This window comes from Paenibacillus mucilaginosus 3016, from assembly GCF_000250655.1.
In the GTDB taxonomy this organism is placed as follows: domain Bacteria; phylum Bacillota; class Bacilli; order Paenibacillales; family NBRC-103111; genus Paenibacillus_G; species Paenibacillus_G mucilaginosus.
The window spans coordinates 6,704,476-6,716,766 of the sequence record NC_016935.1 but is presented as its reverse complement, the minus strand read 5'-3'; the positions used below and the strand labels follow the sequence as shown (position 1 = coordinate 6,716,766).

The 12,291-nt window shown below is 61.2% G+C and carries 8 protein-coding genes and 2 pseudogenes; 9 read left to right on the top strand and 1 reads right to left on the bottom strand.

Annotated features, from left to right (window positions below; translation table 11 throughout):
* Positions 1-66 precede the first annotated feature (66 nt).
* Positions 67-981, bottom strand: coding sequence for a LysR family transcriptional regulator (locus tag PM3016_RS27745; protein ID WP_013919718.1), 915 nt, complete (start codon positions 979-981; stop codon positions 67-69).
* Positions 982-1,096: 115 nt separating this feature from the next.
* Here PM3016_RS27745 and tkt point away from each other — a divergent pair, with 115 nt between their 5' ends.
* From tkt to PM3016_RS27710, 9 genes and pseudogenes are all read left to right on the top strand, one after another.
* Positions 1,097-3,121, top strand: a complete 2,025-nt coding sequence (gene tkt / locus PM3016_RS27740; RefSeq protein ID WP_013919717.1) for a transketolase — start codon at positions 1,097-1,099, stop codon at positions 3,119-3,121.
* A gap of 114 nt (positions 3,122-3,235) precedes the next feature.
* Complete coding sequence (gene fsa / locus PM3016_RS27735; RefSeq protein WP_013919716.1) at positions 3,236-3,892, top strand: fructose-6-phosphate aldolase; 657 nt, start codon at positions 3,236-3,238, stop codon at positions 3,890-3,892.
* Positions 3,893-4,270: 378 nt separating this feature from the next.
* A pseudogene (locus PM3016_RS40295) lies at positions 4,271-6,496 on the top strand (nitrate- and nitrite sensing domain-containing protein); the annotation flags it as partial.
* Between the two features lie 289 nt (positions 6,497-6,785).
* Positions 6,786-7,004: pseudogene (locus tag PM3016_RS40290) on the top strand (ATP-binding protein); the annotation flags it as partial.
* Positions 7,005-7,040: 36 nt separating this feature from the next.
* Positions 7,041-8,438: a response regulator gene (locus PM3016_RS40285; protein ID WP_238540641.1), complete on the top strand. Its 1,398-nt coding sequence runs from the start codon at positions 7,041-7,043 to the stop codon at positions 8,436-8,438.
* Positions 8,439-8,442: 4 nt separating this feature from the next.
* Positions 8,443-9,276 (top strand): CheR family methyltransferase, encoded by an 834-nt coding sequence (locus PM3016_RS27725; RefSeq protein WP_013919714.1) that lies wholly within the window; start codon positions 8,443-8,445, stop codon positions 9,274-9,276.
* 26 nt (positions 9,277-9,302) lie between these two features.
* Positions 9,303-9,878, top strand: a complete 576-nt coding sequence (locus tag PM3016_RS27720; protein ID WP_041619535.1) for a chemotaxis protein CheB — start codon at positions 9,303-9,305, stop codon at positions 9,876-9,878.
* Positions 9,879-9,959: 81 nt separating this feature from the next.
* Entirely contained in the window at positions 9,960-11,105 is a 1,146-nt protein-coding gene (locus tag PM3016_RS27715) for a sensor histidine kinase (protein WP_041619270.1), read from the top strand.
* Between the two features lie 184 nt (positions 11,106-11,289).
* The gene (locus PM3016_RS27710; RefSeq protein ID WP_014371721.1) at positions 11,290-12,279 is read left to right on the top strand and encodes a BMP family lipoprotein; all 990 of its coding nucleotides are present in this window, start codon (positions 11,290-11,292) and stop codon (positions 12,277-12,279) included.
* The last annotated feature ends 12 nt before the right edge of the window (positions 12,280-12,291 follow it).

Genomic DNA, 12,291 nt, shown 5'->3' with positions numbered 1-12,291 from the left:
AGCACCGTATCTCCCACGATACGGTGCACTATGCGGCATGCTGCGGCTCAACGGGCGCGCCGACCCTCAAGCGGGGTTGGCGGCCGCCCCCTCCGCGCCGCTGCCGCCCTCCAGCTTCTTGATGAACTCGGCCGCCGCCGCCGAGAGGGGCACGCTCTTCAGCGTGATGATGCCGACGCGCGTCGAAGGAAGCGGCGCCTTCAGCTTCACCTCGAAGAGCGACTCTTCCTCGAGCTCCTTCGCGACGAATTCGCGGGTGACGAAGGAGACGCCGAAGCCGATCTTCGCGAACTCGATGAGCAGGTCGACGCTGCCAAGCTCGATCTCCGGCTCGAGGACAAGCCCCTGCTCCAGGAACTGCTTCGTGATAAAGCGCCGGGAAGAAGAGTTGCGCGAGAAGAGGATGATCGGGTAGTTCAGCAGCTCTTCGAGCGAGACGTCCCGTTCGGCGAGCTCCCGGTACTTGGGGCCGGCGACGAAGCAGTCGCGGATCGTGATGCCTTCCCGGACGTGGAGCTGCTCGTCGGTAACGGGCAGGCGGACGATGCCGATGTCGATCTTGCCCTCCTTGAGGCTCCGGACGATCTCGGGGGTCGTGCCGTGCACCAGGTTGATGCCGATCCCGGGGAACTCGCGGTGGAACGATTCCAGGAAGGGGAGCAGGTAATGCTTGCAGAGCGAGTCGCTGCCGCCGATCTGGATCTCCCCGCTCGTGTTGCTCCGCAGCTCCTCCATCTTCTGCTCCGCGAGGGAGATAAAATTGAAGGCCTGCTCGATGTACGTGTAGAGCACGCCGCCCTCCTTCGTCAGCTCCACGCCGCGGGAGGTGCGGGCGAAGAGCTGCAGGCCGAGGCCTTCCTCGAGCAGCTTGATCGAATGGCTGACGCTCGGCTGCGTGATATAGAGCTCCTTGGCGGCTTTCGACAGGCTGCCGGAGCGGGCGGTGAGGTAGAACACTTTATACAGCTCAAAGTTGATCATATGGATATAGACACCCTCTATAGCAAGTATTCAAGATATCGATTACGTATATAAGCATGGTCTTTATTATAATGAAGGGAGAAAAAGTTGACAATGCACCTGGGAGGGCGATGACTTGATTACCGTAGATACTTCGGTTGAACATCTGAGCATTAACACGATCCGCACCCTGACCATCGACGCCGTAGAGAAGGCGGGCATGGGTCACCCCGGCATGCCGATGGGCGCGGCGCCAATGGCGTACACGCTCTGGAGCCGTTTCCTGAAGCACAACCCGGCGAACCCGAAATGGGTGAACCGCGACCGGTTCGTGCTGTCGGCCGGCCACGGCTCGATGCTGCTGTACTCGCTGCTGCACCTGACCGGCTATGACGTGACCCTGGAGGACCTGAAGCAGTTCCGCCAGTGGGGCAGCCGGACGCCGGGCCACCCGGAATACGGCCACACGGACGGCGTGGAAGCGACGACCGGTCCGCTCGGCCAGGGCGTGGCGATGGCTGTCGGTATGGCGATGGCGGAAGCGCACATGAGTGCGGTGTACAACAAAGAAGGCTATCCGGTAGTCGATCATTACACCTACTCCATCTGCGGCGACGGCGACCTGATGGAAGGCATCTCCGGCGAAGCCTCTTCGCTGGCGGGCCACCTCAAGCTCGGCAAGCTCATCGTGCTGTACGATTCGAACGATATTTCGCTCGACGGCGAGCTCAGCATGAGCTTCTCCGAGAGCGTCAAGGCGCGTTATGAGTCCTACGGCTGGCAGTACCTGCGCGTGGAAGAAGAGAACAACATCGAAGCGATCGCCCAGGCGATCGAGGAAGGCCGGGCGGATCTGTCCCGTCCGACCCTGATCGAGATCAAGACGACGATCGGCTACGGCTCCCCGAACAAAGCGGGCAAAGGCGGCCACGGCGGTACGCACGGCTCCCCGCTCGGCAAGGAAGAGCTGCGCCTGACGAAGGAAGCGCTCGGCTGGCCGCTCGAGCCGGACTTCTACGTGCCGGAAGCGGTAACGTCCCACTTCGCGGAGCTGCAGCAGCGCTGGAGCGCGGAAGAGCTCGAGTGGGAGAAGCTGTGGAGCGGCTATGCTCTGGCTTATCCTGAGCTTGCGCAGCAGCTCAAGTCGGCTGTAAGCGGCGAGCTGCCGGAGGGCTGGGATGCACACCTGCCGGTCTTCTCGCCGGAAGACGGGGCGATCTCGACCCGTACGGCTTCGGGCAAGGCGCTGAACGCGCTGGCGAAGGGCATCCCTAACTTCATCGGCGGCTCGGCCGACCTTGCTTCGTCGAACCTGACGGCACTGAACGGCGAAGATGCCTTCAGCGCGAAGAACTATGCGGGCCGCAACCTCTGGTTCGGCGTACGTGAGTTCGCAATGGGCGCGGCGGTGAACGGCATGCTGCTGCACGGCGGCCTGCGCGCTTACTGCGGCACGTTCCTCGTATTCAGCGATTACCTGCGCGGCGCGATCCGTCTGTCGGCGCTGATGAAGGTGCCGGCGATCTACGTCTTCACGCACGACAGCATCGCGGTCGGCGAAGACGGCCCGACGCACCAGCCGATCGAACAGATCCCGTCGATGCGTCTGATCCCGGATCTGACGCTGTTCCGTCCGGCCGATGCGAACGAGACGTCCGCGGCTTACCGCTATGCGGTTGAAGCGGCGGAAGGCCCGTATGTGATGGCGCTGTCCCGCCAGAACCTGCCGGTGCTCGAAGGCACCCGCGAGCTGGCGGCGGCGAACATCCACCGCGGCGCTTATGTGCTGTCCGACGCCGAGGGCGGTGCTCCGGACGTGCAGCTCGTGGCGACCGGTTCCGAAGTATCCCTGGCGCTGAAGGTCAAAGAAACGTTGGCTGCCCGGAACATCAAGGCGCGCGTCGTTTCGATGCCGAGCCGCGAGTTGTTCGAGCGTCAGCCGCAGGAATACCGCGACGAGGTCATCCTGCCGGGCGTGAAGGCGCGTGTGGCGATCGAGATGGCATACCCGTCCGGCTGGGATGAAGTCCTTGGCGGCGAAGGGTTTGCCGTCGGCATCAAGCAGTTCGGCGCGTCCTCCAAGCCGGATAAAGTGATCTCCGAGTACGGCTTCACGCCGGAGAAGATCGCGGAGCGCGTCGTTCAGAAGTTTTTTGCGTAAGGTTAGGGAATGACAGGGCCGGCCCGTCCGGCCTCTGTTCAAATATCAGAAAGTTATAACTCGCATTTGCATGAGGAAGACAGCCAAAACTTACAAACCGGGAGAGATGAGAAGATGAAACTGTTTATCGATACGGCGAACGTAGAAGAAATCCGCAAAGCGCATGAGCTGGGCGTGATTGCAGGGGTAACGACGAACCCTTCCCTGATTGCCAAGGAAGGCCGCGACTTCTTCGAAACGGTAAAAGAAATTATCTCCATCGTCGGCGATCTGCCGATCAGCGCGGAAGTCATCTCGCTCGAAGCGAATGAAATGGTCGAGCAGGGCAAGAAGCTGGCCGCTCTCGGCTCCAGCGTTGTCGTGAAGCTGCCGATGACTGAAGAAGGCCTGAAGGCGACGAAGATCTTCTCCGAGCTCGGCATCAAGACGAACGTCACCCTCATCTTCTCCTCCACACAGGCGCTGCTGGCGGCAAGAGCAGGTGCGACTTACGTATCGCCGTTCATCGGCCGTCTGGACGACATCAACCAGGTGGGCATGAACCTCATCAAGGAAATCTCGGATATCTTCAAAATCCACGGCATCACGTCCGAGATCATCGCGGCGTCTGTACGCCACTCCGCACACGTCATCGAATCGGCTCTCCACGGCTCCGACATCGCGACGGTTCCGTACAAAGTGATCCAGTCCATGACGAAGCATCCGCTGACCGATGCGGGCATCGAGCGCTTCCTGGCTGACTGGGAAGGCGCGAAGCAAAGCGTATTCTAGGTCAAAGTATCCTGCCAACACTCTATACAGACATGACAAAAGCCGTTTCCGACCGTGCGTCGGAGGCGGCTTTTTTGAAGTTTCAGAACCTCTAACTTGCAGAGGCTCGTGTTCTTACCACTAAAAAATTCATATTGAACACGACTTCAAGAGCGGCTGGAACCCCACACCCCTCCCCCCCCCCAGTGTGCCAAAAGTATGGACTGGCAAGTAAAGATCTTAAAAGACTCCAACAGGCATTTTTCTTAGCGCGCATGCAGAATCATCTCATTTTATGGCGAATACAGGAAAAGCGGGAGGAATTCTGTCGTGATGGGAGAATTCTTATAAAGAAAAGTTAATAATAAGCATTATTTATGAACGAAATGAGGAGCACGTATGCAGTGGATCAAGAACGCCAGGCTGAACAGCAAGCTCATGCTTATGATTCTCATCCCGATGCTGGGAGTCCTGTATTTCTCGGTAACGGCCATCGTTGACAAAATAGCGGATACCCGCACCATGACGGGGCTGCAGCAGATGACCGGGCTGGCAGTCCGGATCAACGACGCCGTGCATGAACTGCAGAAGGAGCGGGGCCTCGTCGCCGGTTATTACGGGGAGCAGGGGACCGTCGACACCGCAGCGATGAACAGGCAGCGCGCCGATACCGACCGCTTCCTGGCGGAGATGCGAAGCAGTCTTACGGAGGCCGGGGACAAGAACTACGGCAGCCGGTTCGACGCTTATCTGGCCAAGGGCCTCGGACTGTTGGACCGTCTGGCAGAGGAACGCTCGAGGATCGACCAGAGGACGGCTACGGAGCTCGAAGCTCTGGATTATTACCGGGAGCTGATGGAGTCGCTGTTCGGGTCCATGGAAGCGATGACGCACACCGGCACGAATCAGGAAGTCGGCAATATGCTCTCCGCCTACATCAATCTGTCGAAGAGCAAATATGCGGTGAGCCGGGAACGGACGCTCTTCAATCATGCATTTTCGGTCAATACGCTGAGCCGGGCGCTGGAAGTGCAGGCCAATGTTCTTAGGAGCGAACAAACGCTCTACTATAACGTCTTCGCTTCCTTTGCTCCCGCCGAGATGGAAGAGCTCTTCCGCACCACCGTCCGCGGGGAGCCGGTGACGGAAGTCGACCGGATGGTGCAGGCAGCCCTGGCCATCGGGGTGGATAAGCCGCTGAATATGGATCCGTCGGCCTGGTATGCGGCATCCACGCAGAAGATTGATCTCTACAAGGAAGTGGAGACCCGCTTCTCGGAGCAGCTGCTCTCCACGCTCGAGCGGATGAAGCAGGAGTCCATGTCCTCGCTGATCTTTATGATGATCCTGAATGTTCTTATCATCGGATTGTCCGTCCTCTTCATCCTGGCGATCTCGAGGATGCTGCTGCAGCAGATCCGGGAGCTGCGCCGGTCCACGGAGCTCATCCTGCAGGGCGAGACGGACGTCCGCATCGAGGTCCGCTCCCGCGACGAATTCGGCGAACTGACCGAGGCGTTCAACCAGATGGTGGAGAGCACGCGGGATGTCATCACCCAGGCGGACCGGATCTCCCAGGGGGATTATGAGCTGACGATCGTCCCCCGGTCCGACCGGGACCGTCTGAGTTACGCGCTGACGGAGATGCTGGAGTCCCTGAGGGACACGAAGGCGGAAAACGAGCGCCAATTCTGGCTGAAGACAGAGCTGGCCCGGTTGACGGGACTGGCCCAGGGGGTCACGGACCTGCAGGCGCTCGTCTCCATGCTGGTCTCCGAGATTGCCTTCCTGGTCGAAGCCGGCCAGGCGGCATTCTATGTCAGAGAGCGCAGCCGGGTAACGGCCGGGGAGGTCGTCTATGTGCTGCTCGGCAGCTTCGCATACCAGGAGCGCAAGCACCTCTCGAACCGGTTCCGGCCGGGCGAAGGCCTTGTCGGCCAGTGTGCGCTGGAGAAGAAGCCGATCCTGCTGACCGGTGTGCCCGAGGATTATATCCGGATCTCGTCCGGGCTCGGCGAAGCCAGTCCGAGGTCGATCCTCGTGCTTCCGGTGCTCTACCAGGATGAAGTCGTAGCCGTGCTGGAGCTGGCCACGTTCGGCGGCTTCACGGACATTCAGCGCGATCTGCTTCACCAGCTCACGGAGCTGCTTGGCGTCATGATCCAGAGCGTCGTGGGCCGCCAGCGTACCGAGGAGCTCCTGCGGGAATCCCAGGAGCTTGCCGAAGAGCTGCAGACCCAGCAGGAGGAGCTGCGCACCGCCAACGAGGAGCTGGAAGAACAGACCCGCATGCTGAAGCAGTCGGAGGAGAAGCTACGCGTGCAGAGCGAGGAGCTGCAGGCGATCAACGAGGAGCTCGAGGAGAAGACGAACTACCTCGAGCATCAGAAGGCGGATATCGAGCGGCAGAACGCGGAGATTCAACACTCGAAGACGGAGCTCGAGAAGAAGGCCGAAGAGCTGGCGCTCGCGAGCAGATACAAGTCCGAATTCCTCGCGAACATGTCCCACGAGCTGCGGACGCCGCTGAACTCCCTCCTCATTCTGGCCAAGTCGCTTGCGGCCAACGATGAGGGCAATCTGACCGAAGATCAGATCGAATCCGCCAAAATCATTCACAGCGGCGGACTGGATCTGCTCACGCTCATCAATGATATCCTCGACCTTTCGAAGGTCGAGGCAGGCAAGATGGATATCCACCGGGAGGAAGTCCGGCTGGCCGGCATGCTGCGCCACCTGCAGAACCAGTTCGGCCACGTGGCGCAGGAGAAGGGGCTGGTCTTCAAGCTGGAGCTGGCTCCGGGGCTGCCGGAGACCATCGTGACCGACAGCCAGCGGGCCGAACAGATTCTGAAGAACTTGCTCTCGAACGCCTTCAAATTCACCTCCCAGGGCAGCGTCTCGGTGCGGATCTATGCGCCGGGCCCGGGGGACGCGCTTCTTCAGCGGGGCGCTCGTGCCGGAGGAGACGGTCGCACTGGAGGTGCGAGATACCGGCATCGGCATTCCGGCGGGCAAGCAGCGCGCAATCTTCGAGGCGTTCCAGCAGGCGGACGGCTCAACCTCTCGCCAGTACGGCGGCACGGGCCTCGGGCTGACGATCTCGCGGGAGCTGGCGAGGCTGCTCGGCGGCGAGATCCAGCTGCAGAGCCGCGAAGGAGAGGGCAGCGTGTTCACCCTGTTTCTGCCGGCCGGCGGCAGCCGCGTGCAGGCCGGGGGGCCTGGAGCGGCACAGGAGGCCGTCCGGCCATCCGAGCCGGAAGCGCCCCGGAGCGGGCTCACGCAGGAGCCCGAGGATGTCCCCTCCCCGGCATCAGCGGAGGCTGATCTTCCGGCGCAGCCGGCGAAGGTGTTCATCCCGGATGACCGCGAAGCGATTCGCAGTGCGGAAGGCGAGAAAGTGCTGCTGATCGTCGAGGACGATCCGAAGTTCGCCAAGGTGCTCATGGACCTCTCCCGCAGGAAGGGTTTCCGCTGCCTGGCCGCGGGGGACGGCTTCAGCGCCCTGCAGCTCGCCAAGCAGTATGTGCCGACGGCCATCCTGCTTGACCTCGGGCTGCCGGATATGAGCGGGCTCAAGGTGCTCGACCATCTCAAGTTCCACAGCGAGACGCGGCACATCCCCGTTCACATCGTGTCGGGCCGCAACGAGAGTGCGGCCTCCCTGCAGAAGGGGGCGATCGGCTTCCTGCCGAAGCCGGTGGCGGCCGAGGAGCTCGAGGGCGTCTTCGCCCGGTTCGAGGATGCGCTGCAGGAGCGGATCAAGCAGGTGCTCGTCGTCGAGGACGACGCGGGGAACCAGAAGGCGATCCAGGAGCTGCTCCGCGGCAAGAATGTGGAGATCCACAGCGTCTTCTCCGGGCGGGATGCCCTGGAGCGGATGAAGTCGCAGACCTACGACTGTGTCATTCTGGACCTGAAGCTGCCCGACATGACGGGCTTCGAGATGCTCCAGCGGCTTGTGGCCGAAGGCGAGAAGGCGCTGCCGCCGGTCATCATCAATACGGGCAAGGAGCTCACCCAGGAGGAGTACAGGGAGCTCGGCTCTTTTACGGACAGCATCGTGATCAAGGGGGTCAACTCGCCGGAGAGGCTTCTTGACGAAGTCTCCCTGTTCCTCCACAGCGTGAAGCGGGCGCTGCCCGATGAGCGGAAGCCGTCGCTGCGGCCGATGGAGGAGACCGATGTGTCGCTCAAGGGGCGCAAGATTCTGCTCGTGGACGATGATCTGCGCAATACGTTCGCGCTGTCGAAGGTGCTCCGCCAGCACGGCCTGAACGTGGTGATGGCCGACAACGGCAAGCTTGCCCTCGAGAAGCTCGAGAGTGAAGATGGCGTCGAGCTCGTGATCATGGATATCATGATGCCGGTAATGGACGGCTACGAAGCCATGAAGCGCATCCGCGCGAATCCGAAGCATGCGGCGCTCCCGATCATCGCTTTGACCGCCAAGGCGATGGCGGGGGACCGCGAGAAAAGCATCGAAGGAGGGGCCAACGACTATATGACCAAGCCGGTAGACACGGATAAGCTGCTGTCCTTGATCCGCGTGTGGCTCTCGGTGTAGCCCGATGGACGCCAAGGAAGCGGAAAAAATAGAGATTGACCTGCTGCTTGAAGCCATTTACCGGAGATACGGATACGATTTTCGGGGATATGCCCGTTCTTCGCTGATGCGCAGGCTGCATCATATCCGCCAGAAGGCGGGAGCGGGGCGGATCGCCGACCTGATCCCGAGGGTGCTCCAGGACGAAGAATTCCTGAGGCGCTTCCTGCTCGACATGTCCGTGACGGTGACCGAGATGTTCCGGGACCCCGAGTTCTTCTACGAGCTGAGGACGAAGGTCATTCCCGTGCTGAAGACGTACCCGTTCGTCAAGATCTGGCATGCGGGCTGCGCCACCGGGGAGGAAGTGTACTCCATGGCGATTCTGCTGCAGGAGGAAGGCTTCTATGACCGGGTGCAGATCTACGGCACCGACATGAACGCCGAGTCGCTCGTGACGGCGCAGGAGGGCATCTACCCGCAGGAGAATATCCGCAAGTTCACGGCCAATTACCTGAAGAGCGGCGGCCGGGCCTCCTTCTCGGACTACTATCATGCGAAGTACGGGATGGCTAAGATGAACGAGGGGCTGAAGAAGAACATCGTGTTCACGCAGCACAACCTCGTGACCGACGAGTCGTTCGGCCAGATGCATCTGATTCTGTGCCGCAACGTGCTCATCTACTTCGACCGGAACCTGCAGGACAAGGTGCTGGGCCTGTTCGGCCGAAGCCTCGGACACCGCGGATTTCTCTGCCTCGGAAGCAAGGAGTCGCTGGATTTTGCGGACAACGGGGACCAGTTCGAACCCCTCGTGCCAAAGTGGCGGATCTTCCGCAAGCAGCTTCCGGAGCTCTGAGGATGGAAGTGGAGGGGGGCAAAGGCATGAGGCGCTATGAAGCGGTGGTGGTCGGCGTGTCCGCGGGCGGGCTCCAGGCGCTGTCGGTCCTGCTCGGCTGTCTTCCGGGGGACTTCCCGCTCCCCGTGCTGATCGTTCAGCACCGGCTGGAGAGCAGCGACAGCTATCTGGCCGAATCGCTGGACCGTTCCCTGAGGATCCGGGTCAGGGAAGCGGAGGACAAGCTGGAGCTCGAAGGAGGCTGCGTGTACCTGGCCCCCGCGGGCTATCATCTGCTCGCCGAGGAGACCCGTACGGCCAGCCTGTCGGTGGACCCGCGCGTCAATTATTCGCGGCCGTCGGTCGATGTGCTGTTCGAAAGCGCCGCGTATGTGTACGGGCCAAGGTGCATCGGCGTCGTACTGACCGGTGCGAACGGGGACGGCAGCGCGGGTCTGGCCCGGATTGCCGCCGCCGGCGGACTGGCGGTCGTGCAGGACCCGCAGGAGGCGGAATATGACGCGATGCCCCGGGCTGCGATCGCGGCGGTGAAGGCGGATTACATCCTGCCGCTGACGGGGATCGGCAGCCTGCTGAGCAGGCTGGCGCAGGAAGAGGAATAGGTTTTTTTATTATGGAAGGGGCGGCCCTGCGTGATGGACGAGGCTGTCCGCACGCCGAATCGCCAAGGGGGAGACACGGTTATGGGAACCGAGAGAAACCGGGAACCTCAAACCAAGATTCTGGTCGTAGACGACCGCCGGGAAAACTTATTTGCCATGGAGAAAACGCTGAGGACGCTCGGCTGTGAAGTCTATACGGCGGAGAGCGGCAACGAGGCGCTGAGCTATACGCTGCGTCACGATTTTGCCCTGCTGCTGCTCGATGTGAACATGCCGGAGATGGACGGCTTTGAGCTGGCCGAGCTCCTGCGCATGAACGAGGAGACGAAGAACATTCCGATCATCTTCGTGACGGCGATCAACAAGGAAGACAAGAGCGTGTTCAAGGGGTACGAATCGGGGGCGGTCGATTACCTGTTCAAGCCGGTCGATACGGATATTCTGCTGAGCAAGGTCAAGGTGTTCCTCGAGCTGAACATGAAGAAGAAAGAGCTGGAGCTCATCCAGGCGGAGCTTGAGCGGAGCAACCGCAGCCTGCAGGAGTTCGCGCAGGTCGTCTCGCACGATCTCAAGAATCCGCTGAATGTCATCACCGGCCTCTGCGAGCTGATGGAAGCCAAGCATGCGGAGGGCCTGAGCCCCAAGGGACGGCAGTATCTCTCGCATATTACCAGTGCGGCCCATAGGATGACTTCGCTGATTACGGATATTCTGAGCTTCTCCCAGGCGAATGCCGAGCCGGGACAGCTGACGGAGGTGGACCTCAACCGGGTGTACGAGGATGTGCTGGCCGATCTGGACAGCCGCCTGCAGCAGACGGATGGGCAGGTGGAGAAGCTGGCTCCCCTGCCGGTGATCGAGGCCGATCCGACCCAGATGTACCAGCTGCTGCTGAACCTTATCGGCAATGCCGTCAAGTATCACCGGCCGGACACGCCGCCGCGGGTTCAGGTGTACAGTGAGCGGACCGAATCGGACCGGCGCGTGGCGTTCGTCATAGAGGACAACGGGATCGGGATGAGCCCGGAGGACATTCCGACGATTTTTACGCCGTTCCGGCGGCTGGACAACGCCAAAGGGTACGAGGGCACCGGACTCGGACTGGCGACGGTCAAGGGGATCGTGGAGCGTCACGGGGGGGACATCGCCGTGTCTTCACTGCCGGGGGTGGGCACCAAGTTTCGGGTGGTGCTGCAGGCCCGCGGGGGAGCGGAGGAACGGGAATAAGACCGCTGCGGTTGTACCGTGCGGTGCAGAAACAGTGTGGAAGCTTCCACACTGTTTTTTGGCATGCCGCCGGTGTCATTCCCTTTCCATTTCATTTTATCATCCGATGGTCTAAAAAAAGGGGCGTCTCCTGCCGATATCCTACTCAAGTGAGATTACTTTACATACCAAAGGAGCATGGGTTATGCGCATACGCACACTGCTGGTTCCGCTGATGGCCTTCGTCCTCGCGGCCGCTTCGGGCTGTTCCGTCATGAAAAACAATGAAAGTAAAAAAACAGAGCCCCTCCGCGCGGGGATTCTGCTGTCCAATGTCGGGCTTGGGGATGAGTCCTTCAGCGATGCGGGGATTAAGGGCCTGATCCGGGCCCGCGAAGAGCTGGGCATCCGCTTCGATTACCGGGAACCGGGTAACGACAAGGCCTCCCAGGAGCAGGCTCTCGAGGAGCTGGCCGCGCAGGGCAGCGAGCTGATCATCGGCCTCGGCTTCTCGGCCAAGGAAGATCTCGAGAAGGCGGCGAAGAAGCATCCCGAGCTGCCGTATCTGCTGGTCGACGAAGTATCCGACCTGCCTAACGTGAGCAGCATCACGTTCAAGGAAGACGAAGGCAGCTTCCTTGTGGGCGTGATTGCCGGCATGAAGTCCAAGACCGGCGTGGTCGGGTTTATCGGCGGCGTCGATGTGCCGATCATCCACAAATTCCAGCGGGGCTTCGAGTACGGGGTCCGCAGCGTCGCCCCGCATGCGAAGGTGCTCTCCGCGTATGCCGGCACGTTCGGCGATGACAAGAAGGGGGCCGAGCTTGCGGACGGGATGTTCAAGGCCCAGGCCGACGTTGTCTTTCCGGCGGCGGGCTTTACCGGCGTAGGGGCGCTGAAGGCCGCCGAGCAGGCAGGCCGGTACGGCATCGGTGTCGATACCGACCAATTCTTCGTTGCGGAGAAGGCGGTGCTGACGTCCATGCTCAAGAATGTCGATGTGGCCGTGTATCAGGCCGTGAAGGAATTCAGCGTGAACCGTGCCTTCGCCGCCAAGCAGGTGCAGCTGGGGCTGAAGGAGCAGGGCGTGGACCATGCGCCCGTCCGTCTCCTGGGCCTGTCCGAAGAGGAGGCCGCCCGGCTGGAGGCGCTGAAGAAGCAGCTGAAGGAAGGCAGCATTACGATCCCCCAATAGAGAGGAACCCGG

Coding starts and splice junctions, on each gene's coding strand:
- PM3016_RS27745 (WP_013919718.1), bottom strand. CDS start 981: ATGATCAACTTTGAGCTGTATAAAGTGTTCTACCTCACCGCCCGCTCC.
- fsa (WP_013919716.1), top strand. CDS start 3,236: ATGAAACTGTTTATCGATACGGCGAACGTAGAAGAAATCCGCAAAGCG.
- PM3016_RS27725 (WP_013919714.1), top strand. CDS start 8,443: ATGGACGCCAAGGAAGCGGAAAAAATAGAGATTGACCTGCTGCTTGAA.
- PM3016_RS27720 (WP_041619535.1), top strand. CDS start 9,303: ATGAGGCGCTATGAAGCGGTGGTGGTCGGCGTGTCCGCGGGCGGGCTC.
- PM3016_RS27715 (WP_041619270.1), top strand. CDS start 9,960: ATGGGAACCGAGAGAAACCGGGAACCTCAAACCAAGATTCTGGTCGTA.
- PM3016_RS27710 (WP_014371721.1), top strand. CDS start 11,290: ATGCGCATACGCACACTGCTGGTTCCGCTGATGGCCTTCGTCCTCGCG.